This window comes from Streptomyces sp. NPDC051243 (assembly GCF_044455405.1).
Classification (GTDB): domain Bacteria; phylum Actinomycetota; class Actinomycetes; order Streptomycetales; family Streptomycetaceae; genus Streptomyces.
Window position 1 is genome coordinate 713,900 of sequence record NZ_JBITES010000003.1, and the last position, 23,334, is coordinate 737,233.

Below are 23,334 nucleotides of genomic sequence, written 5' to 3' on the forward strand. Positions count from 1 at the left end.
GCCGATGACCTCAGCGTGTTCGCCAGCTCTCGCTGAGTGCGGGGCCCACCTGTTCGAGATGTGAGACGGTCAGTGCCCGCATGGCGTCGAGGCTGAAGTCCTCGCCCGTGCTCCACTGGCGCTCCGTCAGCCGCATCACCCCGCCGAAGACGGCCACCGCCAGCCGGGGCCGCGGATCGGCGTCGATGTCGACGCCCTCGCGCTCGGCGAGGATGCGCGCGATCGCCTCCTCGATCTCCATGGAGCGCCGCAGATGGGCGGCGAGCAGGACCGGCGTCGACTCGACCACCTGGTACATGCGCAGGAACACCTCGACCGGTGCGACGGCGTCGATCACGTCGTGAAGCGTGTCCCAGCCCTCCAGCACCGCCTGTCGCAGCGCCTCCATCGGCGCCTCGTGCGGCGGGCGCGCCCGCACCGCTTCGAGGAAGTGCGCGACCGTCATCTCCTGCAGCGCGAGCGCGGCCTCCTCCTTGCCGGCGAAGTAGCGGAAGAAGGTGCGCTGCGAGACGTCGACGGCGTCGGCGATGTCATCGACGGTGGTGTTGTCGTAACCCTGGGTGGTGAAGAGTTCCAGCGCGGTCCGCAGCAGCGCTTCCCGGGTGCGCTGTTTCTTCCGTTCGCGCAGTGTTTCCATAGCTGTCAGTTACCGACTTGTGAATTGGTTTGTCAATTGTCAGAGGCTGTCATTAGCCTCGAACACATGACTAGTCAGACCACCATCGAAACGACGGGGTCGGGGGACAAGGCGCCAGCAGCTCCGTCGGACGCGGCGCCGGCCAAGGGACTGCGCGGCCACCCTTGGTTCACCCTGATCACCGTCGCAGTGGGGGTCATGATGGTGGCCCTCGACGGCACCATCGTGGCCATCGCCAACCCGGCCATCCAGAAGGACCTCGGCGCCACCTTCGCCGAGGTGCAGTGGATCACCAACGGCTACTTCCTCGCCCTCGCGGTCTCCCTGATCACCGCGGGCAAGCTCGGCGACCGCTTCGGGCACCGCCAGACCTTCCTGATCGGCGTGGTCGGCTTCGCCGCCGCCTCCGGCGCTATCGGCCTGTCCAGCAGCATCGCCGCGGTCGTCGTCTTCCGTGTCCTCCAGGGCCTGTTCGGCGCGCTGCTGATGCCGGCCGCGCTCGGCCTGCTGCGGGCGACCTTCCCGGCCGAGAAGCTCAACATGGCCATCGGCATCTGGGGCATGGTCATCGGCGCGTCCACCGCCGGCGGCCCGATCCTCGGCGGTGTCCTCGTCGAGCACGTCAACTGGCAGTCGGTGTTCTTCATCAATGTGCCGGTCGGCATCCTCGCCGTCGTCCTCGGCGTGATGATCCTGCTCGACCACCGCGCCGAGAACGCCCCGCGCTCCTTCGACATTCTGGGCATCGCCCTGCTGTCGGCCGCGATGTTCTGCCTGGTCTGGGCCCTGATCAAGGCTCCGGAGTGGGGCTGGGGCGACGGCCAGACGTGGGCCTTCATAGCCGCCTCGGTGATCGGCTTCGCACTCTTCGCCTTCTGGGAGACGAAGGTGAAGGAGCCGCTGATCCCGCTGGCCCTCTTCCGCTCGATCCCGCTGTCGGCGGGTGTCGTCCTGATGGTCCTGATGGCCATCGCGTTCATGGGCGGCCTGTTCTTCGTGACGTTCTATCTCCAGAACGTCCACGGCATGAGCCCGATCGACGCCGGCCTCCACCTCCTTCCGCTCACCGGCATGATGATCGTCGGCTCCCCGCTCGCGGGCGCGATGATCACCAAGCTGGGCCCGCGGGTCCCGCTGGCCGGCGGCATGGCGGCCACCGCGATCGCCATGTACGGCATGTCCACGCTGGACACGGACACCGGCAGCGCCGTCATGTCGCTCTGGTTCGCCCTGCTCGGCCTCGGCCTCGCGCCGGTCATGGTCGGCGCCACGGAGGTCATCGTCGGTAACGCGCCCATGGAGCTGTCCGGTGTGGCCGGCGGTCTCCAGCAGGCCGCGATGCAGATCGGCGGCAGCCTCGGTACGGCCGTCCTGGGCGCCGTCATGGCCTCCAAGGTCGACAGCGACCTCGCGGGCAACTGGACGGACGCGGGACTTCCGCCGCTCACCGCCGCCCAGGAGGCTGAGGCCTCCGAGGCGGTACAGGTCGGCGTGCCTCCCGTGGCTCCGGGCACCCCGGACGCCGTCGCCGCGAAGATCACGGACGTCGCGCACGACACGTTCATCTCGGGCATGAGCCTGGCGTCGCTGGTCGCCGCGGGAGTGGCAGTCGTGGCGGTCACGGTCGCGTTCCTCACCAAGCGGGGCGAGAACGCGGAGGCGGGCGCGGGCGCCGCGCACATCTGACGCGCCGGGTCCGCACGGGCTCAGGGAGGGGTCGGAGGCGGGTTCCCCTATCAGGGTGACAACGCCGAAGATCCCTCCCGCCTCACACGCGCCGCAGGTCACAGTGGGTCAAGCCGGGCCTGCGGCGCGCTGCCGGAGGGGGATGGCGCGCCGGGCCTGCGGCCGGCCTGGCCGGGCGGTTTCGCCGTAGGGGTGCGTGTCGCATTCGGGCTGCGGGAGCGTCGTGGCTGGTCGCGCCCACGCGGCGGTAGCCGCAAATCGACTACAGCCCCGCGCCCCTAGGTCGTGTCCGCAAAGTCCCGTCGTCCGCCCGCGGGGCAGGCGGGACTTTGCGGACACGGCCTAGGGCGCTGCAGTGCCGTCGGCTGACACAACTCGACCAGCCTGCGGGCAGTCGTGCCTCCCCCAGTGCCTAAAGGGCCTGGGAGGTACCCCCATGGGCGGCACGGGTGGGCGCTGGGGGTACCCCCTGCTCGAAGAGCTTGGGGTAGGCACCCCGCTAGCGCCGGGCTGCGCGACCCACCCCTGCCCAGCTCCGACGCCGGGCTACCCGCTAACGAGCCTTCTCCTCGCTCACCTGCCCCGGCACCGCCGCCGCCCCTGACAGCGACGCGACCTCCGCCCGCAACGCCCGCACCTCCTCCGTCAGCACCCGTATCGCCTCCGTCTGCCGCCGCTCCTCAACGTCGTCCATCTCGAACCGCGCTATGAACCACGCGGCGATGTTCGCGGTCACCACACCCAGCAGCGCGATTCCGGAGAGCATCAGCCCCACCGCGAGCATCCGCCCCACTCCCGTGGTCGGCGCGTGATCCCCGTACCCCACGGTCGTCATCGTCGTGAACGACCACCACACCGCGTCACCCAGCGTCTTGATGTTCCCGTTCGGCGAGTCCCGCTCGACGGACAGCACCGCCAGCGACCCGAACATCAACAACCCGACCACCGACCCGGCGACATACGTCGTCAGCCGCACCTGTGACGCCATCCGCGCCCGCTGCCCGACGAGCAGCAGCGTGGACACGAGCCGCAGCAGCCGCAGCGGCTGCACCAGCGGCAGCACCACCGCGCACAGGTCTATCCAGTGATCGCGCACGAACTCCGCGCGCCGCTCGGCGAGGACGAGCCGGATGACGTAGTCCAGCGCGAACGCGCCCCACACCACCCACTCCACGGCGAGGCACGCGGACACCACCTCACGGCTCGCGTCCGGCTCGACGATCGGCACGGCATAGGCCACGGCGAACGCCAGAGCCAGACCGAACAGCGGTCGCTGGGTACGCCGTTCCCAACGGACTTGTGCGGGTGCTTGCTTCATGGCCGCATCGTAGGAAATGTGAAGGGGTGGTGTGTCCCGCAGGTCACCCACGGGCACACCACCCCGGTCAGCCGTTGACGTCGGCCGGCGCTACGCGTCGCCTCCCGCAGCGCCCGGATCCGCCGCCGAGACGTCGAGCAGCTGGTAGCGGTCGATCGCCTGCTTCAGAGCCGACCGGTCCACCTTCCCCTCCTTCGCCAGCTCCGTCAGCACCGCCACCACGATCGACTGCGCGTCGATGTGGAAGAAGCGGCGGGCCGCGCCACGGGTGTCCGCGAAGCCGAAACCGTCCGCGCCCAGCGACTGGTACGTGCCCGGCACCCAGCGCGCGATCTGGTCCGGCACCGTCCGCATCCAGTCGGAGACGGCCACGAACGGCCCCTCGGCACCGCTCAGCTTGCGCGTCACGTACGGCACCCGCTGCTCCTCCTCCGGATGCAGCAGGTTGTGCTCCTCGCACTCCACGGCCTCGCGCCGCAGCTCGTTCCAGGAGGTCGCCGACCAGACGTCGGCCCTGACGTTCCACTCCTCGGCGAGGATCTTCTGCGCCTCGATCGCCCACGGGACCGCCACACCGGACGCGAGGATCTGCGCCGGGATCGAACCGGACGTCCCCTCGGCGAGGCGGTGGACGCCCTTGAGGATGCCCTCGACGTCCACGTTCTCCGGCTCGGCCGGGTGCTGGATCGGCTCGTTGTAGACGGTGAGGTAGTAGAAGACGTCCTCTCCGTGCGGGTGCTCCTCGTCACCGCCGTACATGCGCCGCAGACCGTCCTTGACGATGTGCGCGATCTCGAACCCGAACGCCGGGTCGTACGCCACACAGCCCGGGTTGGTCGAGGCGAGCAGCTGCGAGTGGCCGTCGGCGTGCTGCAGGCCCTCACCGGTCAGCGTCGTACGGCCGGCCGTCGCGCCCAGCACGAAACCGCGCGCCAGCTGGTCCGACATCTGCCAGAACTGGTCGCCGGTGCGCTGGAAACCGAACATCGAGTAGAAGACGTAGACGGGGATCAGGGGTTCGCCGTGCGTGGCGTACGCCGAACCCGCCGCGATCAGCGAGGCCGTGCAGCCCGCCTCCGAGATGCCGTCGTGCAGCATCTGGCCCTGCGGCGACTCCTTGTACGCCAGCAGCAGGTCCCTGTCCACCGCCTCGTACTGCTGCCCCAGCGGGTTGTAGATCTTCGCGCTCGGGAAGAAGGAGTCCATGCCGAACGTGCGGTACTCGTCCGGCGCGATCAGCACGAACCGCCTGCCGATCTCCTTGTCCCGCATGAGGTCCTTGAGGAGCCGCACGAAGGCCATGGTCGTCGCGATCGACTGGTTGCCCGTGCCCTTCTTCACGGTCGCGTACGTCTTGTCGTCCGGCAGCGCGAGCGGCTTGGAGCGCACCACGCGCGTGGGGACGTAACCGCCGAGCGACTTGCGGCGGTCGTGCATGTACTGGATCTCCTCGGTGTCCCGCCCGGGGTGGTAGTACGGCGGGAGACCGCTCTCCAGGTCCTTGTCGGCGATCGGCAGGTGCAGCCGGTCGCGGAAGCGCTTGAGGTCGTCGACCGTCAGCTTCTTCATCTGGTGCGTGGCGTTGCGGCCCTCGAAGTTCGGGCCCAGCGTCCAGCCCTTGATCGTCTTGGCGAGGATCACCGTCGGCTGGCCCTTGTGGGCACGGGCGGCCGAGTACGCGGCGTAGATCTTGCGGTGGTCGTGACCGCCGCGGCCCAGGTGCAGGATCTGGTCGTCGGTCATGCCCTCGACCATCGCGCGCAGCCGGTGGTCGTCACCGAAGAAGTGGTCGCGGATGTAGGCGCCGGTCTCGGTGGCGTACGTCTGGAACTGGCCGTCCGGCGTGGTGTTCATCTTGTTGACGAGGATGCCGTCGCGGTCCTGCGCGAGCAGCGGGTCCCAGGTGCGGTCCCAGATCAGCTTGATGACGTTCCAGCCGGCGCCCCGGAAGATCGACTCCAGCTCCTGGATGACCTTGCCGTTGCCGCGCACCGGGCCGTCCAGGCGCTGCAGGTTGCAGTTCACGACGAAGGTGAGGTTGTCCAGGCCCTCACGGGCGGCGATGGACAGCTGGCCGAGCGACTCCGGCTCGTCCATCTCGCCGTCGCCCAGGAACGCCCACACATGCGACTTGGAGGTGTCCGCGATGCCGCGCGCCTCCATGTAGCGGTTCATCCGCGCCTGGTAGATCGCGCCGATCGGGCCGAGGCCCATCGACACGGTCGGGAACTCCCAGAAGCCCGGCATCAGCCGCGGGTGCGGGTAGCTGGACAGCCCGTGCGGCGCCTTCGACCTCTCCTGGCGGAACGCGTCCAGGTTCTGCTCGCTGAGGCGGTCCAGCAGGAACGCGCGCGCGTAGATGCCCGGAGAGGCGTGGCCCTGGAAGAAGACCTGGTCGCCGCCGTCGCCCTCGTCCTTGCCGCGGAAGAAGTGGTTGAAGCCCACGTCGTAGAGGGAGGCGGAGGAGGCGAAGGTGGCGATGTGGCCGCCGACGCCGATACCGGGGCGCTGGGCCCTCGACACCATGACCGCGGCGTTCCACCGCGTGGCGTTGAGGATCTTGCGCTCGATCTCCTCGTTGCCCGGGAAGAAGGGCTCGCTCTTGGTGGGGATCGTGTTGACGTAGTCCGTGCTGCGCATCTCGGGCACGGCCACGCGCTTCTCGCGGGCCCGCTCGATCAGCCGCAGCATCAGATAGCGGGCCCGCTCCCGGCCGCGCTCGTCCACGGCGGCGTCGAGGGAGTCGAGCCACTCCTGGGTTTCCTCGGGATCGAAGTCAGGAACCTGACTCGGAAGGCCGCCAATGATGATCGGGTTGCGATCGGATCCGGAAGCCACGCTGTTCCTTACCTGTCAGAGGGCTGTGTTTCTGGGGTTTGTCAGTGCCTGCACCGCTCCCCATCGTGTACCTCGGGGGGCCAAACGTCATCTCTACTGTGGGGTAATCGGGGGCCTGGTGAACGGCTGAGTGCCCATGCATGGTTCCCAAACGCACAAAGGGGGCAGATTGGTGTGGTGCGCGTCACCTTGAGACGATGATGGTGTGCCTGGAGTTGCGGTGACACGTTCAGGATCGTCACCGTTTCGGCGGTCTGAACGGCCGGGTACTTGCGCGATCCGTCCCGCCCGTGTGGACTACGGCCAATGCTTCGCGCACGCGCGTGGCTGAGTTATTCCCAAGACATGATCAGGAGGCAACCCGTGAGCGCGACCGCGGACCACGCGGAGGAGCGGACGAGCCCTGCCGTCAGGCTGGGGTTCCAGCCCGAGCAGGTGGTCCAGGAGATCGGCTACGACGACGACGTAGACCAGGAGCTCCGCGAGGCGATCGAGGAAGTCATCGGCAGCGACCTCGTGGACGAGGACTACGACGATGTAGCTGATGCCGTGGTGCTGTGGTTCCGCGACGAGGACGGCGACCTGACGGATGCACTGGTGGACGCCACCACGTACATCGAAGAGGGCGGCTCGATCCTGCTCCTCACGCCGAAGACCGGCCGTGACGGCTATGTGGAGCCCAGCGACATCTCTGAAGCCGCGACCACGGCGGGTCTGTCGGCGTCCAAGAGCGTCAGTGTCGGCAAGGACTGGAGCGGCAGCCGGCTGGTGACGCCGAAGGCCGCCAAGACCAAGAAGTAACCGGTGACGGTGCCGGGCCGGGCTGAGAAGCCCGGCCCGGCCTCCTGCACGGGCCTCGGTGGCCGCTGCATAGGGTGGGTCCCACCCGAACAGCCCCACCCGAAGGGACATCCACGCGATGGCGATCCAGGTCGGCGACAAGGCCCCCGACTTCGAGCTCAAGGACAACCACGGTGCGACCGTGAAGCTCTCCGACTTCCGTGGTTCCAAGAACGTCGTCCTGCTCTTCTACCCCTTCGCCTTCACCGGCGTGTGCACCGGCGAGCTGTGCGAGGTGCGCGACAACCTGCCGAAGTTCTCGGACCGCGACACCCAGGTGCTCGCCGTCTCCAACGACTCCATCCACACCCTGCGTGTCTTCGCCGAGCAGGAGGGCCTGGAGTACCCGCTGCTCAGCGACTTCTGGCCGCACGGCGAGGTCAGCCGCGCCTACGGCGTCTTCGCCGAGGACAAGGGCTGCGCGGTGCGCGGCACCTTCGTCATCGACAAGGAGGGCGTCGTCCGCTGGACCGTCGTCAACGCCCTGCCCGACGCGCGCGACCTGAACGAGTACGTCAAGGCGCTCGACACCCTCTGATCCCGCCCGATCCCGCCAGTGACCGACACCTGTGATTCTTCGGCATCAAGGCCTGCGTGCCACGGGAACCCGTCACTAGGATCGACTCGTTGATCCGATATCAAACGCACGGCGGGGCTCCCCGCCCCTGGACACCAATGGAGGACTCGTGGGAGTCAGCCTCAGCAAGGGCGGCAACGTATCACTGAGCAAGGAGGCCCCCGGCCTCACTGCGGTCATCGTCGGTCTGGGGTGGGACGTCCGCACCACGACCGGCACCGACTTCGACCTGGACGCCAGCGCGCTGCTGCTGAACAGCGCGGGCAAGGTCGGCAGCGACGCCAACTTCGTCTTCTTCAACAACCTCAAGAGCGCCGACGGCTCCGTCGAGCACACCGGTGACAACCTCACCGGCGAGGGCGAGGGCGACGACGAGCAGATCAAGGTCAATCTCGCGGGCGTCCCGGCCGACGTCGAGAAGATCGTCTTCCCGGTCTCGATCTACGACGCCGAGAACCGTCAGCAGTCCTTCGGCCAGGTCCGCAACGCGTTCATCCGCGTCGTGAACCAGGCCGGCGGCGCAGAGATCGCGCGCTACGACCTCTCGGAGGACGCCTCCACCGAGACCGCGATGGTCTTCGGCGAGCTGTACCGGCACGGCGCGGAGTGGAAGTTCCGCGCCATCGGCCAGGGCTACGCCTCGGGTCTGCGCGGCATCGCGCAGGACTTCGGTGTGAACGTCTGAGTTCCACAACCCAGGCGTGAACATCCGAGGCGCCACTGGCTGAGTCCGGCGCCGCATTCGTTTGGGTGCGGCGCCGGATGCGCAGGACAACCAAAGAAGCATCACCTGGGGAGGACCAGCATCATGGGCGTCACGCTCGCCAAGGGAGGCAATGTCTCCCTGTCCAAGGCCGCACCGAACCTCACTCAGGTGGTGATCGGGCTCGGCTGGGACGCGCGCTCCACCACCGGAGCCGACTTCGACCTCGACGCCAGCGCCCTGATGTGCAACGGCGGACGGGTCATGGGCGATGAGTGGTTCGTCTTCTACAACCAGCTCAAGAGCCCGGACGGCTCGGTGGAGCACACCGGGGACAACCTCACCGGCGAGGGCGACGGCGACGACGAGTCGATCCTGGTCGACCTCTCCAAGGTGCCGGCCGACTGCGACAAGATCGTCTTCCCGGTCTCCATCCACATGGCCGACGAGCGCGGCCAGACCTTCGGCCAGGTGTCCAACGCCTTCATCCGCGTGGTCAACCAGGCCGACGGCCAGGAACTCGCCCGCTACGACCTGAGTGAGGACGCCTCCAGCGAGACCGCCATGATCTTCGGCGAGGTCTACCGCTACCAGGGAGAGTGGAAGTTCCGGGCGGTGGGCCAGGGGTACGCGTCGGGACTCAGGGGCATCGCGCTGGACTTCGGAGTCAACGTTTCATAACGCGATATGAGCAAAAGTCAGGGCCCCGTGGGGTGCGGAGGGGGGCCGACTAGACTTCGGTGTCAAAGTCTTCGTAAAGCCGAGTGCGGCGCTCGGGAGCCCCGTACACACAGGATTGGGTAGCCAGTGGTTCTGAAAACCTTCGGCTGGTCGTTCGCGGTCACCGCGCTCGGCCTGGTTGCAGCGGTCCTCTTCGGGGGGTGGACCGCCTTCGGCATCGTGGCGATCCTCTCCATCCTCGAGATCTCGCTGTCGTTCGACAACGCGGTGGTCAACGCCGGAATCCTGAAGAAGATGAATGCCTTCTGGCAGAAGATCTTCCTCACCATCGGCATCCTGATCGCCGTCTTCGGTATGCGGCTGGTCTTCCCTGTCGTCATCGTCGCCGTGACCGCCTCGATGGGCCCGATCGAGGCCGTCGACCTCGCCCTCACCGACAAGGACCGGTACGAGCAGCTCGTCACCGACGCGCACCCGGCCATCGCCGCCTTCGGTGGCATGTTCCTGCTGATGATCTTCCTCGACTTCATCTTCGAGGACCGCGACATCAAGTGGCTCGGCTGGCTGGAGCGGCCGCTGTCCAAGCTCGGCAAGATCGACATGCTGTCGGTCTGCATCGCGCTGATCGTCCTGCTGATCACCGCGATGACCTTCGCGACCCACGCCCACCTGCACGCCGGGCCCGCCGACAAGGCGGAGACGGTTCTTCTCGCCGGTATCGCCGGTCTCATCACGTACATGATCGTCGGCGGTCTCTCCGGCTACTTCGAGGACAAGCTCGAGGAAGAGGAGGAGCGCGAGCACGAGGCGGAGGAAGAGGCCGAGCGCACCGGCAAGCCCCGCTCCGCGGTCGCCCTGGCCGGCAAGGCCGCCTTCTTCATGTTCCTCTACCTCGAGGTCCTGGACGCGTCCTTCTCCTTCGACGGCGTGATCGGCGCCTTCGCCATCACCAACGACATCGTGCTGATGGCGCTCGGCCTCGGCATCGGCGCCATGTACGTCCGTTCGCTGACGGTCTACCTGGTCCGCCAGGGCACCCTCGACGACTACGTCTACCTGGAGCACGGCGCCCACTACGCGATCGGTGCCCTCGCGGCGATCCTGCTGATCACCATCCAGTACGAGATCAGCGAGATCATCACCGGCCTGATCGGCGTCGTCCTGATCGGCGCGTCCTTCTGGTCCTCGGTGCGCCGCAACCGCGCGATCGCGGCCGCCGAGGGAAAAGCGGCGGCCTCGGACGAGAAGACTGAGGTCTCGTCCGGGGTGTGACACCCCTGCGGGTGAGGAACGCTCTGAGCGGGGCGGCCGGGCCTCCGGCCGCCCCGCCGGTTTTTCCAAGTGAACGCGGATCCTTCGTGGTGAACGCGGGTCTTTCGTGGGACGTGGGGGCGGAATGGGCTTCTTGGACGGACTCTGGCGCGGCCGGGCGGCCGAGTTCGACTCGGGCAGCGCGTCGACGAACTCGATCGAGCTGACGAAACGGCACGACCGGGTCTCGCTCACCAAGCAGGGCGCTGCGACCGGGAATCTGCGGATCAATCTGACCTGGCGGATGCGGACGTCCGACATCGGTGGGTCGCAGCGGGAGAGTCTGTTGCGGCATCCCTTCAAGGCGCTGAAGCCACCGGAAGTGCTCGGGCACAGTCAGAGCATGGTCAATGTCGACCTCGACCTCGGGTGCCTGTACGAGCTGACCGACGGGACGAAGGGGGTCGTCCAGCCGTTGGGCGGGTTCCTGGGGGACGTCAACGCGCCGCCGTATGTGAAGCTCAGTGGGGACGACCGGTTCGGGTCGGCGTCCGGGGAGACGATCTACGTCAACCTCGATCACCGGGAGAACATCAAGCGGCTGCTGGTCTTTGTGTACATCTACGACCAGACGCCGGCGTTCGACCGTACGCATGCGATCGTCACGCTGTATCCGAGCAATGGGCCCCGGATCGAGATAGGTCTCGATGAGCGGCATCCGCAGGCTCGGTCGTGTGCGGTGGTGATGATCGAGAACGTCAAGGGGGAGCTGTGGGTTCGGCGTGAGGTGAAGTTCGTGTATGGCTTCCAGGCCGAGTTGGATCGGTTGTTCGGGTGGGGGCTGCAGTGGGGGCGCGGATACAAGACGAAGGCGGAGCGCTGACGCTGAGTCTCGGCCGGTGCGCCTGAGAGCTCGGGGCCTTGTGTCGGGTGACGGCTGCGGGTTTGTTGTGGCTTGTCGCGCCCACGCGGCGGAGCCGCATATCGACACGGCCCCGCGCCCCTTGGGGCGTTGCCGCTAACGTCCGATGAATTGCGGGCCCTGTGGGGGCAGGCGGAACTCCTGGGCTGCTGCGGCCGTCACCGGAGGCGGGTAGCCGTAGCCCGACTGGGCCGGGGCCGGCTGGCTGGTGGGCTGAGGGTAGCCGTAGGCCGGTTGCGTTGCCGGGGGCTGCTGGGGGTAGCCGTAGGCCGGCTGGGGCGGGACCGTCGTCGTCGGCTGCTCCGGGGGGAGCGGCCGGGAGACCTCCGGGGCCGGGGTCGGGGCCGGCTGGGCTGCCGCGGGCTCCTGCATGCCCTCCGACTCCTCCACCGAGATGCCGAAGTCCATGGCAAGGCCCTTGAGGCCGTTCGCATAGCCCTCGCCCAGGGCGCGGAACTTCCAGGTCTCGCCGCGGCGGTACAGCTCGCCGCAGATCAGGGCGGTCTCCTCGCCGGTCTCCGGCTTGATGTCGAAGTACGCCAGCGGATCGGCGTCGGCGGCCGCCGCGTCGTACAGCAGGATGCGCAGATCCCGTACGCGATCGAAGGCGACGCCGTCCGCCGAAGCGACCAGCAGAATCTGGCCGACGCCGGCCTCGACACCGGCGAGATCTGTCTGGATGGTGTCGGTGAGACCCTCGGCGAGCCGCTTCTTGCCGAGCCGCCAGACCTTCCCGGAGGGGTGCCGGGGCTGGTTGTAGAAGACGAAGTCCTCGTCGGAGCGCACACGACCGTCGGGGCCGAGGAGCAGAGCCGAGGCGTCGACATCCGGGACCCCCTGCCCGGGCGTCCAGCGCAGCACGGCGCGTACCGTCGTGGCTTCGAGCGGGACGTTCGACCCCTTCAACATCGCGTGCGTCATGCGGCAATCCTGCCCTCTCCGTCCTGGTCACGACAACGCGGGGGTACTACCGGCCGTGCGCGGGCGTGTTTGTCCGCGTTACCAGAAATTCATGCCTGGCGGGAACCCCTGACATGGGTATCTACGTACTATTACCGGCCACCTGTGAACGGATCGCAGGGGCCACTGAACCACCACGGGGGAGTTCTATGCGTCATTTCGGGCACATCGCCCCAGAGGTGCGGCAGCGCCTCTTCCACCAGGAGCCGTGCGAGTTCTCCGCCGACTCCCCGGCCCGGCTGCTCGCCGCGGCCCTGGGCGCCACGCTCTACAGTCCGGCCACCCGGCCGCGGCTCGCCGACGACATCGTCAAGCAGACCGGACGCGGCGTGGTCTCGATGGTGCTGTGCCTGGAGGACTCGATCGGCGACGAGGACGTGGCGGAGGGCGAGGAGAACCTCGTCCGGCAGTTCACCGACCTCGCCGCCCGTTCCGTGACGGATCTGCCGCTGCTGTTCATCAGGGTCCGTACGCCCGAGCAGATCCCCGACCTGGTACGACGGCTCGGCCCCGCCGTCCGGCTGCTGTCCGGATTCGTACTGCCCAAGTTCACCGAAGAGCGCGGCATGCCCTTCCTGGAGGCCCAGGCGAGCGCCGAGGCGGCGAGCGGGCGGCGGCTGTTCGCCATGCCGGTGCTGGAATCGCCCGAGCTGCTCTACCGCGAGTCGCGCGTGGAGACTCTGGAGGGCATCTTCCGCGCCGTCGACAAGTACCGCGAGCGGGTGCTGGCGCTACGCCTCGGCGTCACCGACTTCTGCTCCTCGTACGGCCTGCGCCGCGCCCCCGACATGACCGCGTACGACGTCCAGATCGTCGCCTCCGTGATCGCCGACGTGGTGAACATGCTGGGCAGAGCCGACGGCACCGGGTTCACGGTGACCGGGCCGGTGTGGGAGTACTTCCGGGTGCAGGAGCGTATGTTCAAGCCCCAGCTGCGCCGCAGCCCCTTCCTGGAGGGCCAGGCCGAGGAGCTGCGCGAGGCCCTCATCGAGCACGCCATGGACGGCCTCCTGCGCGAGATCACGCTGGACCACGCCAACGGTCTGCTCGGCAAGACCTGCATCCATCCCTCGCACGTCCTCCCGGTGCACGCACTGTCCGTGGTCAGTCACGAGGAGTTCAGTGACGCCCAGGACATCCTGCGACCCGAGCGCTGCGGCGGGGGTGTACTTCGGTCGCAGTACACGAACAAGATGAATGAGGTGAAACCGCACCGCGCCTGGGCCGAGCGGACCCTGCTGCGGGCCGAGGTGTTCGGTGTCGCCAACGAGGACATCGGCTTCGTGGAACTGCTCGCCGCCGGAATCCCGGCCTGACCGTTTCTCCATCCAAGGGACGCATGAACAACGCAGTGAACAACGGGGACTGGTCCGGCAGCTGGGTCGCCGAGCGGCTCGGAGTCCAGCTCGTGGGTGACGACGAGCTCACGGAGCTGCTGGGACTCGCCCTGCGACGCAACCCCAAGCGGGCGCATCTGCTGGTCTCCAACGTGCTCGGCAAGCACGTACCGCAGTCACCCTCCGTGGTGTACGGCGCCGGATTCGCCCTCGGTCGCCGGGTGCGGGACCTCCTGGGCGCCGACGAGGCCGCCAGGGCCGTCGTCCTCGGCTACGCGGAGACGGCGACCGGCCTCGGCCACTCCGTCGCCGACGGCATCGGCCTCGCGCCGTATCTGCACTCCACCCGCCGCCCCGTCGCCGGGGTCGCCCGGGCGGGCGGCTTCGAGGAGTCGCACTCGCACGCCACCTCGCATCTGCTGCTACCGGAGGATCCGGCCCTGCTGGTCGGGGACGGGCCGCTGGTGCTGGTCGACGACGAGTTCTCGACCGGGAACACGGTGCTGAACACCATCCGGGACCTTCACGAGCGGTATCCGCGGCGGCGGTACGTGGTGGTTGCGCTGGTGGACATGCGGTCGGCGGCCGACGCCGGCCGGCTGGAGGGGTTCGCGCGGGAGATCGGCGCGCGGGTGGATCTGGTGGCGGCGGCTTCGGGGACGGTGCGGCTCCCTGACGGGGTGCTGGAGAAGGGTCAGCAACTGGTCGCACGGTACGAAGAGGCCCCAGGGGCGCGGGACTGTGTTGAATCTTCGGCTACCGCCGCGCGGGCGCGACCAGCCCCCGACCACCCGCACCCGGACAGCGAGCGCACCTGGCAGACGCTGCCCCACCCCCACATCACCCCCGTAGACCTGCACTGGCCCCCCGGCCTCCCCGACGGCGGCCGCCACGGCTTCACCCCCGCGCACCGCACCCGCCTCGAAGGCGCCCTCCCCGCCATGGCGGCCCGCCTGGCAGAGGCACTCCCCGCCGACACGGGCAGCGTCCTCGTACTGGGCTTCGAGGAGCTGATGTACGCCCCGCTCCGCCTCGCCCGTGAGCTGGAGCAGGTCGCGGAAGGCGTCGAGGTCCGGTACTCCACCACCACCCGCTCACCCGTCCTCGCGGTCGACGACCCCGGCTACGCGATACGCACCCGCCTCGTCTTCCCCGCCCACGACGACCCGGCCGACGGCCCGGGCGAGCGCTACGCCTACAACGTCGCCGGCGCCGGCTTCGACGCCGTCATAGCCGTCGTCGACTCGACCGCCGACACCCCCGAACTGCACGCCCCCGAGGGGCTGTTGGCGCAGCTCGCCGTCCACACCCCGCACGTCCTGCTCGCGGTCGTACCGTCGTACGTCCCCGGACCCCTGGCCCTTCCCGAAAGGGCCGTCCCCGAAAGGCACTCCATGCTGCCCGAGCCCCTCCGCGGCCCCGCCTTCTCCTCGTACGCCCCCGAAGAGGTCGGCTGGCTGCTGCAGGACCTGTCGGACGTGACGCTGGAGGCGCCGACCGAGGAGCGTGAGGAGGCCATCCAGAGCGGCGGCGCGCACTACGCGGAGTCGCTGCCGGTGGAGTACCAGCCGAGCGAGCAGTACCAGGCCCTGTTCCACGCCGCGTTGGAGGAGTCGGCGGCGCGGCTGGCGCAGGCGGTCGGCGCGGTCACCGAGATCGTCCTGGCCGAGCGGTCGCCCCGCCCGGTACTCGTCTCCCTCGCCCGCGCCGGCACCCCCGTGGGCGTGCTCATGCGCCGCTGGGCCCAGTTCCGGCACGGCCTCGAACTCCCGCACTACGCCGTGTCGATCGTGCGCGGCCGCGGCATCGACGCCAACGCGCTGCGCTGGCTGGCCGCCCACCACGACCCACGGGACGTCGTCTTCGTCGACGGCTGGACCGGCAAGGGCGCCATCACCCGCGAACTCGCCGTGGCCCTGGAGGAGTTCGAGAAGTCCGACGGCATCACCGGCTTCGACCCCGAGATCGCCGTACTGGCCGACCCGGGCTCCTGCGTACGGACGTACGGCACCCGCGACGACTACCTCATCCCGTCCGCGTGCCTCAACTCCACGGTCTCCGGCCTGATCTCACGCACCGTCCTGCGCGCCGACCTGGTCGGCCCGAACGACTACCACGGCGCCAAGTTCTACCGCGAACTCGCCGGCACCGACGTCTCCGTGGCCTTCCTGGACGCCGTCTCCGCCCGCTTCCCGGAGGTCCTGGACGCCGTCGACGCGACCGCCAAGGAGCTGCTGTCCGCCGACCGCGCCCCGACCTGGGAGGGCTGGGCCGCCGTCGAGCGCATCAGCGAGGAGTACGGCATCCACGACGTGAACCTCGTCAAGCCGGGCGTCGGCGAGACCACCCGGGTGCTGCTGCGCCGGGTGCCCTGGAAGATCCTCGCGCGGGCCGGGGCGGGCGCCGACCTGGACCACGTACGACTGCTGGCCGAACAGAGAGGGGTACCGGTGGAAGAGGTGGCCGAACTGCCGTACACCTGCGTGGGGTTGATCCACCCCAAGTACACGCGGGGCGCGACGGGCGCCGACGGCAGGGCGGTGAACGTCTGATGCCGGTGCTGGTGGCGAGCGACCTCGACCGTACGCTGATCTACTCCTCCGCGGCCCTCGCGCTGACCATGCCGGACGCGCGGGCGCCCAGGCTGCTGTGTGTGGAGGTGCACGAGAGCAAGCCGCTGTCGTACATGACCGAGACGGCGGCCCAGCTGCTGACCGACCTCGGCGACGCGGCGGTCTTCGTGCCGACCACGACCCGGACCCGCAAGCAGTACCAGCGCATCAACCTGCCGGGCCCGCCGCCCAAGTACGCGATCTGCGCCAACGGCGGCCACCTGCTGGTCGACGGCGTCTCCGACCCCGACTGGAACGCGCAGGTCACCTCCCGGCTGGCCGAGCAGTGCGCGCCGCTCGCGGAGGTGCAGGACCACCTGATGGCGACGGCGTCCCCGGCGTGGGTGCGCAAGCACCGCATCGCCGAGGACCTCTTCGCCTACCTCGTCGTGGAGCGCGAGCTGCTGCCCGAGGAGTGGGTGAAGGAGCTCGCGGTGTGGGCGGAGAACCGCGGCTGGACGGTCTCGCTGCAGGGCCGCAAGATCTACGCCGTCCCGAAGCCGCTGACCAAGAGCGCCGCCATGTACGAGGTGGCCCGGCGCACGGGCGCGGATCTGACGCTGGCCGCCGGTGACTCCCTGCTCGACGCCGACCTGCTGCTGGCCGCGGACAAGGGCTGGCGGCCGGGGCACGGCGAGCTGGCGGACGCCGACTGGACGGCGCCGGCGATCAGCGCGCTGCCGGAGCGGGGGGTGCTGGCGGGGGAGCGGATACTGCGGGAGTTCTTGAAGGCTGTCGCGCCCAAGAGCTCGGGCTGATCGGTGGCCGGGCGGCTGCGGGTCGTGTGCGGTTGATCGCGCCCACGCGGCGGAGCCGCAAATCGATACAGCCCCGCGTCCCTCAGGGCGTCTCGGCTGCCGTCCGTCAGCCGCAGCAGCCTCCGCCGCAGCAGCCGCCCCCGCCGCTCGCCCTGGGCGCGGGGGCCGGGGCGGACGCTGTGCCGCCCACCGCCACCGTCGACAGAAGCTTGACCGTGTCGTCATGCCCGGCCGGGCAGCTCGCGGGCGCGGACGACTCGGCCATGGGACGGCTCAGTTCGAACGTGTCGCCGCAGCTGCGGCACCGGTACTCGTAGCGAGGCATGCGCACAGGTTAACCGGCGCCCGCGTCAGTGCCCGGCTCCCCGCTCCTCCCGTATCTGCGCGACGACCCGCGCCACGGTCCGCCGCACCGCCTCCGTCTCGGTGAGGAAGTGCCAGTAGTCCGGGTGACGCCCCTCCAGCGTGCCGATCGCCCGCTCCAGCCGGGCCACGGAGTCGTCCAGTGGGCGAGCGTGCCGCGGGTCGGGCGTGTTCCGTCCCGCCATGGCCAGCCGCTGGGCGTCCCGGATCGCGAACCGCGTCCGGTCGATCTCCTGCTGCGGGTCCTTCTGCACGGCGTTCAGCCGGCGCAGCCGGTCGCCCGCGGCGGAGACCGACTCATCGGTGGTGTTCAGCAGCGCCCGCACGGTCGACAGCAGCGCGGTGGCGTCCGGCCAGCGCTGCTCGTCGCGGGCGGCCCGGGCCTCCTTCAGCTTCAGCTCGGCCTGCCGTACGTTCTCCGCGGCGCCGTCGGGGACGTTCTGCAGGTCCTGCCAGCAGGCCGCCGTGAACCGCCGCCGCAGCTCGCTCAGCACCGGCTCGACCTGCCCGGCACGGGTGGTGAGCGCCTGCGCGCGCGTCCGCAGCGAGACGAGCCGGTGGTCGATCTCGGCCGCCCGCTCCGGCAGCCGCTCGGCCTCCGCCCGCACCGCCTCGGCCTCCCGCGCGACCCGCTCGGCGCGCTCCAGCGTCTGCGGGACGCCGTGCTGCCCGGCACCCTGGTTCAGCCTGGTCAGCTCCGGGGCGAGGGCGGCGAGCCGGGCGGCGAGGTCGTCCGCCTTCAGCCCCGATGACCGTACGGCGTCCAGGGCGTTCGACGCGGCGAGCAGGCCCTGCCGGGCGCGCTCGACGGCCGGGGCGAGGCGGGCCAGCTGGGTCTCGGCCTTCCCCAGCAACGGCCCGAGCCCGTCCGCGAACCGGTCCAGCTCGCGCTTGACGTTGTCGAGCTCGTCCTTCGCCCTGGTCAGCTCGGTGCGCGCGCGTGCGGCGGCCGAGGCCTCCAGGTCGTCGCGGTCGAGGTCGTGGGCGTCGACGGCGTTGATGTACTGGTGGGAGACCTCGTCGATACGCCGCCCGAGCGCCTCGAAGTCGCTGCTCGCCCGGCGGGCGGCCGGGGAGTCGTCCACGGCCGTGATCGTCTCGATCGAGATCCGCAGATCCCGCTGGGCGGTGTCCAGCTCGTAGAACGCGGCCGCCGCGGCGTCCTTCGCGGCCTGCGCCTCGGCCCGCTGACTCTCGGACCGCCCACCGAACCAGCGCCGGGTGCCGCCGCCGGCGAAGGCGGCGGGGAGGGCGAGTACGGCGACCAGCGGGAGGGCGGCGGCCAGGGTGAGGGTGTCCCGCAGGGCGTGCCGCGAGCGCGGCGGAACAGGGCGGCCCTGGCGCTGTGCGCGCGGCGCTGACGGCGAGTGCGGCTGCGGAGGTGTCGCCGTCACATCCCTCTCCCGTGCTGTCATTCACCCTGCCCGGTGTCATTCTCCCACCGGTTTAGGACGAACACACGGGCCGGTTAGTTCGCGGTTCGCACGGTGACTTTTCCGTCGCCGGTGCGGGCGGAGACCACATGGGAACTGGTCTCGTCCCGGGGCACGGACACCTCCACCGAGCCGTCGCCGGTCTCGGTCGTCACGCGGTACGTGGCCCGCGGCAGCTCGACCGTCACGGAGCCGTCGCCGCTGCGGGTCTCCACCAGGTCCGGCACGGTGCCGAGTTCGAGCCGTACCGAGCCGTCACCGGTCCTCGCCCTGACCTGCCGCGAGGAGACGTCGAAGACCCGCACCGAGCCGTCACCCGTCGCCAGGTCCAGCGGGCCGCTGGAGTCGGTGACATGCACGGAGCCGTCCCCCGTGTGAATGCTCAGCGCGTCGTGGAACCCCCGCGCCCGCACGCTCCCGTCCCGGTCCTCGACCTTCACCGAGACCCCGCGCGGTACCTCGATGCGGTGCTTGGCCGAGCAGTTGGCGATCATGCCCGAGCACTTCTCCCGCAGCACCAGCCGGTCGTCCTCCATCGCCCACGTCACCTTCGGATCCGAACCGACCGCGACCGATCCCTTGAACCACCGGGTCACCTCGACCGTGCCCGCCTTGTTCCCCTCGGCCGCGACGATCTCCAGCGCCGAGTCGTCGGAGTCGACGGTCAGGGTCCGCCCCTCCAGTGCGAAGGTCCGGTGCTCAGGCTCCTTGTCGTCCGAGGCGGTGGCCCCACAGGCGGCCACCCCGGCGACAAGCGCCACCACGGCTCCGGCAACGGCGACGGCGCGGCCGGTAACGGTACGGGCCATGACGATCTCCCCCTGGGACTCTGGGACTCTCCCGGCCGACCTGTACGGCCCAGGAACCTCGACGGTGCTTCGACCGTACGGATCCGGGGTGCTGCCGGGGATCCGGCGGACTACCGGACTCGAGGTGGGGCTAGCCCCCGCTGCCGGGTGCCGGGTGCCGGGTGCCGGGTGCCGGGTGCCGGTCCTGTTGTGCCGCCTGTGCCGCGATACCGGTTTGCAGGACAGGGCCCAGGGCAATGTAGGCTGTCGGCTTGTCCCGGGTGCGTAGCTCAGGGGTAGAGCGCCTGCCTTACAAGCAGGATGTCGGCGGTTCGAAACCGTCCGCGCCCACAGGCTCCAAGTAGCAGGTTCAGAGGCCCCTCGGGGATTTCCCCGGGGGGCCTTCCCTGCGCTTTCAGTGATGCCGGCTCGCTAGACAGGGGGCTGCGCCTGCGACGCCGCGTTCGTGGCCCCCCTCGCAGCCGCGGCGACGGCCGCCATGTCCGATGGATCACTGCGCCGGAGGACGATGATCTTGAGAATGGCGATCAGGCTTGGTCCGCACAGGACCATGGCCAGCCACCACACATCCTTGGCGACGTAGACGCCGGCTCCCAGCATGGCGATGCTCATGACCGCGCCCACGACCAGGCTGGTCATGCGGAACCGGTGCTGGCGGGTCTCGCGTTCGGTACGTGCCCTGTGCTCGGCGGCCTCGCGCTCGGCGCGCGCCTTGGTCTCGGCAGCGTCCCTCTGCGCCTCAAGCTGCTTCAGGCGGATCTGATGCTCGCGCTTCAGTTGTGGCTCAAGAGCCTCGAACGCAACCTTCAGTTGCTCCGGGCCGCCCAGCGCGGCTCCCCACTTCATGGCGATCTCCAGGCCGGCGGAGATCACGGGGTCGTCGTCACGCGGCACCGGCACCGCTCCGCTGTTCTCAACGCTCACTGCTGCGCCCCTCCGCCGCCGCTCCCTGCCGGTGTGTAGTCGAGTTCGGTGGGTTCCGGTGGAGGACCGAGCCTCAGGAACAGCCTTGCCATGGTGTGCTCGATGGTCTCTTCCGCGGTATGGGCCACCGATTCGATGTCTTCGGGGCCCAGAGGCTGGTCGAGCAGACGTTCCGTCCCGGCTGACGACTCGTGCCCCGCCCGGACAGAGCGGGCGGCCGGGCCCCGGAAGGTCCTGCTCGTGTCGGCGGAGGTCGCCGCCGTGTGGGCCTTGAGGGCTCGCTGGAGGCGTTCGATGGTCGGGCGGTACCGGCGCTTGGCCTCGGCGTTGAGCGTGACCAGGGAGAAGCCGCTGCTCGGGTGCGGCTCCTCGGGGTGGTCCAGGCCCATCTCCTCGGCGATGGCGAGGAATCTGCGGTTGTGGTAGCGGCCGGCCCGGGAGGTGTCGCGGACGCCGCGCGCGGCGGCGATGCCATGGACTGCCTCGTGAAGCAGTCGCTCGAAGGAGAGCTCGTGACCGCAGGCGGACGACGACTCCCCGATCAGGGACTCCGGCGCGGCGAGATCCGGCAGTTCGGGGTGGTACCGCTGAATGTCGGCCCATGCCTGTGCCAGCTCTGCGGCGAGAACAGGTGGTGTCTGCCGCTCGCCTTCTTCCGCGGTGTACCAGTCGTCGCCAGGCCGCGGGCGGAGAGGTTCCTCGGGGCCGCCCGACAGGCCAAGAACCTCGCGAACCCTTTTGATCTCCGCGACGAGCCCTTCGGCCCGCCGATATCGGGCATCCTCCTGATCTGGCTCGAACTCGCCATGGGAGTACTCGAGTTCGTGGAGAAGTCGACGCAGCCTCTCGGAGCGTTGGTCGAAGTTTGTGCGACGAAGCAGCGCCTCACGTTCAACTGCTGCCGCTCTGCGCCCGTACTCATCCATGACGGACTCGGCGGCCTCGAGGTCCCGATCCCGCAACCCGTGCAGCATGCGCCGTACCCGTGCCGCCTCCTGGAGCTGTTCGATTGCCTCACGAATCTCGTGTTCTGCGCGGTCCCGCTCGCGCGCGTCTTCCCGGAGCCGATCCAGATGCTCGCGCTGGGCCTGGGCCTTGCTACGCCGAACTCGGTTCCACCACTTCGGCAAGAAGCCGGACATCTCCCGCACCCCCGTCGCTCGGCCATCCCACCGTACTGAGCCTGGGGTTCGGGATGCGAGGGGTTCTGTCGTATCTGGGCACCCTGAAAAGTTGTAGGTACCGCCACGAGACGCGAATCCGGAGACTGGCTACGCGCTCGCAGGGATGAGCGCATCACTGACCATGCGGAACGGGGAACACGAGTGAAGACTGCACACCGCATTGCCTCTCTGCTGGGCGTCGCCATCCTCACGGGCACCAGCGTGACCGCCTTGGCTGCTGCGCCGGCGGCAGCTGCCGGATACTGCACGCGCGGGGACACGATCACCAAGAGTTGGGGCAAGCTGACCTACGCGAGGTGCTACGACGGTGATCTCATCGGCGTCCAGGGGAAGTTGACCGATCTGGAGGACGACGAATGCCGCGTCAGGGCCGACTTCCGGTTCTACAAGAGCGGTGACGACCACTACGTGTACTACGAGACCATGAGCTCGAAGTCCTTCACCACGTGGGCCGCGGACGCCACCAGCGTGACCGGGGGGCTCACCTTCCGCTGCGTATGACCGGATGACGGTCCAGAGGCAGACTGTCGCAGCGCTCGAAAACCAGTGGAGCGGCGCCGCTGTGCGCCATTACCGTGCTGCCCGACCGAGTCGCCCAGGCAAGGACGTGCCGTTGTACACCCTGTGAGACCTCCCGAGAGCTGATCTGTCGCGCGTCGCGCATCTGCGCCGCGCTGCTTCTTGCTGCGGACTTCTCACTGAAACCGGTGTACTTCTGTGCTCAATACCTGGGTGGTCGTTCCCACCTGCCTGCCGCTCGTCCTCCGCCGCTGCCACACGTGCGCGTCCGACACCTTCCGGGCGAACGGCAAATTCCGCGTCAACGCCAACCACAAGCTCCTGGACGCCTGGCTCCTCGTGCTCTGTACCGCCTGCGGGGACACGGCGAAGCTCACGGTCATGGAGCGGATGAACGTGCGCTCCATACGCCCCGACCTGCTGGAGCGCATGCATGACAACGACCCCGACCTGGCGGCCGAGCTGCTTCAGGACCCGGTCGTGCGGCACCGTAACCGCATCGCCCTCGACTGGGACGACGCCTGGCGCCTCGACACCGGCGGATCGGATCACCTGGACCGTGAGGTTCTGGACGTCTCGGTCCGTTTCGCGGCGCGGATCCCGGTCCGGCCCGTGCGACTGATCGCTGAAGGCTGCGGTCTTTCGCGGGCCGAGGTCGAGCGACTGATCACGCAGGGCAGGCTCGTGTCGGCGGTCCGGCTGAGCGGCAGGCGCTCGGGCGACTTCACGTTCACGCTCAAGCGCTGAGACGGACGCGGTGCCGGGGGCCTGTCGGGCGGGATCCGCCGGACAGGCCCTAGGTGTATTGACCCGCAGGGTTGTTCACGCGGGTGATGGGTGGGTGGCCGCCGAGTGCAGTGTGGCAGCGGTGGTGGTTGTAGGTGTGCAGGAAGTCTGTCAGGGCGTCGGTGCGTTCGGTGTTGCTGGTGTAAGGCCGTAGGTAGGCCCATTCGTCGAGCAGGGTGCGGTTGAAGCGTTCGAC

At 69.3% G+C, this 23,334-nt stretch carries 21 protein-coding genes, 1 tRNA gene and 1 pseudogene; 13 read left to right on the forward strand and 10 right to left on the reverse strand.

Going from position 1 to position 23,334, the window contains the following annotated elements:
* Positions 1 to 10: 10 nt before the first annotated feature.
* Complete coding sequence (locus ACIBAG_RS10470; RefSeq protein WP_399103206.1) at positions 11 to 637, reverse strand: TetR family transcriptional regulator; 627 nt, start codon at positions 635 to 637, stop codon at positions 11 to 13.
* Between the two features lie 66 nt (positions 638 to 703).
* Between ACIBAG_RS10470 and ACIBAG_RS10475 the strand changes: the two genes are divergently transcribed.
* The gene (locus tag ACIBAG_RS10475) at positions 704 to 2,323 is read left to right on the forward strand and encodes an MFS transporter (RefSeq protein ID WP_399103208.1); all 1,620 of its coding nucleotides are present in this window, start codon (positions 704 to 706) and stop codon (positions 2,321 to 2,323) included.
* 553 nt (positions 2,324 to 2,876) lie between these two features.
* On the opposite strand, the gene ACIBAG_RS10480 is transcribed toward ACIBAG_RS10475, so the two are convergent.
* Entirely contained in the window at positions 2,877 to 3,641 is a 765-nt protein-coding gene (locus ACIBAG_RS10480; protein ID WP_399103210.1) for a potassium channel family protein, read from the reverse strand.
* 90 nt (positions 3,642 to 3,731) lie between these two features.
* Positions 3,732 to 6,479 carry a pyruvate dehydrogenase (acetyl-transferring), homodimeric type gene (gene aceE, locus ACIBAG_RS10485; RefSeq protein ID WP_399103213.1) on the reverse strand — a complete coding sequence of 916 codons (2,748 nt, stop codon included), beginning with the start codon at positions 6,477 to 6,479 and terminating at the stop codon, positions 3,732 to 3,734.
* 363 nt (positions 6,480 to 6,842) lie between these two features.
* On the opposite strand from aceE, the gene ACIBAG_RS10490 reads away from it, so the two are divergent.
* The 6 genes from ACIBAG_RS10490 to ACIBAG_RS10515 all read left to right on the forward strand — a co-directional run bounded on the left by ACIBAG_RS10490 (position 6,843) and on the right by ACIBAG_RS10515 (position 11,414).
* A complete protein-coding gene (locus ACIBAG_RS10490; RefSeq protein ID WP_067431874.1) occupies positions 6,843 to 7,280 on the forward strand; it encodes a DUF3052 domain-containing protein in 438 nt (145 codons plus the stop codon).
* A gap of 118 nt (positions 7,281 to 7,398) precedes the next feature.
* Positions 7,399 to 7,857, forward strand: coding sequence for a peroxiredoxin (locus ACIBAG_RS10495; protein ID WP_110627941.1), 459 nt, complete (start codon positions 7,399 to 7,401; stop codon positions 7,855 to 7,857).
* A 148-nt stretch (positions 7,858 to 8,005) separates the two neighbouring features.
* The gene (locus ACIBAG_RS10500) at positions 8,006 to 8,581 is read left to right on the forward strand and encodes a TerD family protein (RefSeq protein ID WP_399103216.1); all 576 of its coding nucleotides are present in this window, start codon (positions 8,006 to 8,008) and stop codon (positions 8,579 to 8,581) included.
* 123 nt (positions 8,582 to 8,704) lie between these two features.
* Positions 8,705 to 9,280, forward strand: coding sequence for a TerD family protein (locus tag ACIBAG_RS10505; RefSeq protein ID WP_399103218.1), 576 nt, complete (start codon positions 8,705 to 8,707; stop codon positions 9,278 to 9,280).
* 126 nt (positions 9,281 to 9,406) lie between these two features.
* On the forward strand, positions 9,407 to 10,552 hold the full coding sequence (locus ACIBAG_RS10510) for a DUF475 domain-containing protein (RefSeq protein ID WP_399103220.1): 1,146 nt from the start codon (positions 9,407 to 9,409) through the stop codon (positions 10,550 to 10,552).
* A gap of 124 nt (positions 10,553 to 10,676) precedes the next feature.
* Positions 10,677 to 11,414, forward strand: coding sequence for a Tellurium resistance (locus ACIBAG_RS10515; protein ID WP_399103222.1), 738 nt, complete (start codon positions 10,677 to 10,679; stop codon positions 11,412 to 11,414).
* Between the two features lie 135 nt (positions 11,415 to 11,549).
* Here ACIBAG_RS10515 and ACIBAG_RS10520 read toward each other — a convergent pair whose 3' ends face one another.
* The gene (locus tag ACIBAG_RS10520) at positions 11,550 to 12,374 is read right to left on the reverse strand and encodes a TerD family protein (RefSeq protein WP_399103224.1); all 825 of its coding nucleotides are present in this window, start codon (positions 12,372 to 12,374) and stop codon (positions 11,550 to 11,552) included.
* A 188-nt stretch (positions 12,375 to 12,562) separates the two neighbouring features.
* Here ACIBAG_RS10520 and ACIBAG_RS10525 point away from each other — a divergent pair, with 188 nt between their 5' ends.
* Genes ACIBAG_RS10525 through ACIBAG_RS10535 form a run of 3 tightly spaced genes read left to right on the forward strand, consistent with a single transcriptional unit; the run spans position 12,563 to position 17,120 of the window.
* On the forward strand, positions 12,563 to 13,729 hold the full coding sequence (locus ACIBAG_RS10525) for an HpcH/HpaI aldolase/citrate lyase family protein (RefSeq protein WP_399103226.1): 1,167 nt from the start codon (positions 12,563 to 12,565) through the stop codon (positions 13,727 to 13,729).
* 23 nt (positions 13,730 to 13,752) lie between these two features.
* Positions 13,753 to 16,302 (forward strand): phosphoribosyltransferase, encoded by a 2,550-nt coding sequence (locus ACIBAG_RS10530; RefSeq protein WP_399103228.1) that lies wholly within the window; start codon positions 13,753 to 13,755, stop codon positions 16,300 to 16,302.
* Positions 16,302 to 17,120 carry an HAD family hydrolase gene (locus ACIBAG_RS10535; RefSeq protein WP_399103230.1) on the forward strand — a complete coding sequence of 273 codons (819 nt, stop codon included), beginning with the start codon at positions 16,302 to 16,304 and terminating at the stop codon, positions 17,118 to 17,120. The genes ACIBAG_RS10530 and ACIBAG_RS10535 overlap by 1 nt, the downstream gene beginning before the upstream one ends.
* Positions 17,121 to 17,226: 106 nt before the next feature.
* Here the strand turns inward: ACIBAG_RS10535 and ACIBAG_RS10540 are convergent, their stop codons facing one another.
* The 3 genes from ACIBAG_RS10540 to ACIBAG_RS10550 form a co-directional block, all read right to left on the reverse strand.
* The gene (locus ACIBAG_RS10540) at positions 17,227 to 17,445 is read right to left on the reverse strand and encodes a zinc ribbon domain-containing protein (protein ID WP_399103232.1); all 219 of its coding nucleotides are present in this window, start codon (positions 17,443 to 17,445) and stop codon (positions 17,227 to 17,229) included.
* 25 nt (positions 17,446 to 17,470) lie between these two features.
* Positions 17,471 to 18,877 (reverse strand): hypothetical protein, encoded by a 1,407-nt coding sequence (locus ACIBAG_RS10545; RefSeq protein WP_399103234.1) that lies wholly within the window; start codon positions 18,875 to 18,877, stop codon positions 17,471 to 17,473.
* A gap of 74 nt (positions 18,878 to 18,951) precedes the next feature.
* On the reverse strand, positions 18,952 to 19,725 hold the full coding sequence (locus ACIBAG_RS10550) for a DUF4097 family beta strand repeat-containing protein (protein WP_399103236.1): 774 nt from the start codon (positions 19,723 to 19,725) through the stop codon (positions 18,952 to 18,954).
* Positions 19,726 to 19,983: 258 nt separating this feature from the next.
* On the opposite strand from ACIBAG_RS10550, the gene ACIBAG_RS10555 reads away from it, so the two are divergent.
* Positions 19,984 to 20,055, forward strand: a tRNA-Val gene (locus ACIBAG_RS10555).
* A gap of 81 nt (positions 20,056 to 20,136) precedes the next feature.
* Here ACIBAG_RS10555 and ACIBAG_RS10560 read toward each other — a convergent pair.
* Entirely contained in the window at positions 20,137 to 20,649 is a 513-nt protein-coding gene (locus ACIBAG_RS10560) for a hypothetical protein (RefSeq protein ID WP_399103238.1), read from the reverse strand.
* 164 nt (positions 20,650 to 20,813) lie between these two features.
* A pseudogene (locus tag ACIBAG_RS10565) lies at positions 20,814 to 21,263 on the reverse strand (hypothetical protein); the annotation flags it as partial.
* A 711-nt stretch (positions 21,264 to 21,974) separates the two neighbouring features.
* Here ACIBAG_RS10565 and ACIBAG_RS10570 point away from each other — a divergent pair.
* Together ACIBAG_RS10570 and ACIBAG_RS10575 are read left to right on the forward strand one after the other, a co-directional pair.
* Positions 21,975 to 22,334, forward strand: a complete 360-nt coding sequence (locus tag ACIBAG_RS10570) for a hypothetical protein (RefSeq protein WP_399103240.1) — start codon at positions 21,975 to 21,977, stop codon at positions 22,332 to 22,334.
* 216 nt (positions 22,335 to 22,550) lie between these two features.
* On the forward strand, positions 22,551 to 23,099 hold the full coding sequence (locus ACIBAG_RS10575) for a DUF1062 domain-containing protein (RefSeq protein WP_399103243.1): 549 nt from the start codon (positions 22,551 to 22,553) through the stop codon (positions 23,097 to 23,099).
* A gap of 49 nt (positions 23,100 to 23,148) precedes the next feature.
* On the opposite strand, the gene ACIBAG_RS10580 is transcribed toward ACIBAG_RS10575, so the two are convergent.
* On the reverse strand, positions 23,149 to 23,334 hold a 186-nt coding region (locus tag ACIBAG_RS10580), incomplete at its 5' end, for an integrase core domain-containing protein (protein WP_399103246.1).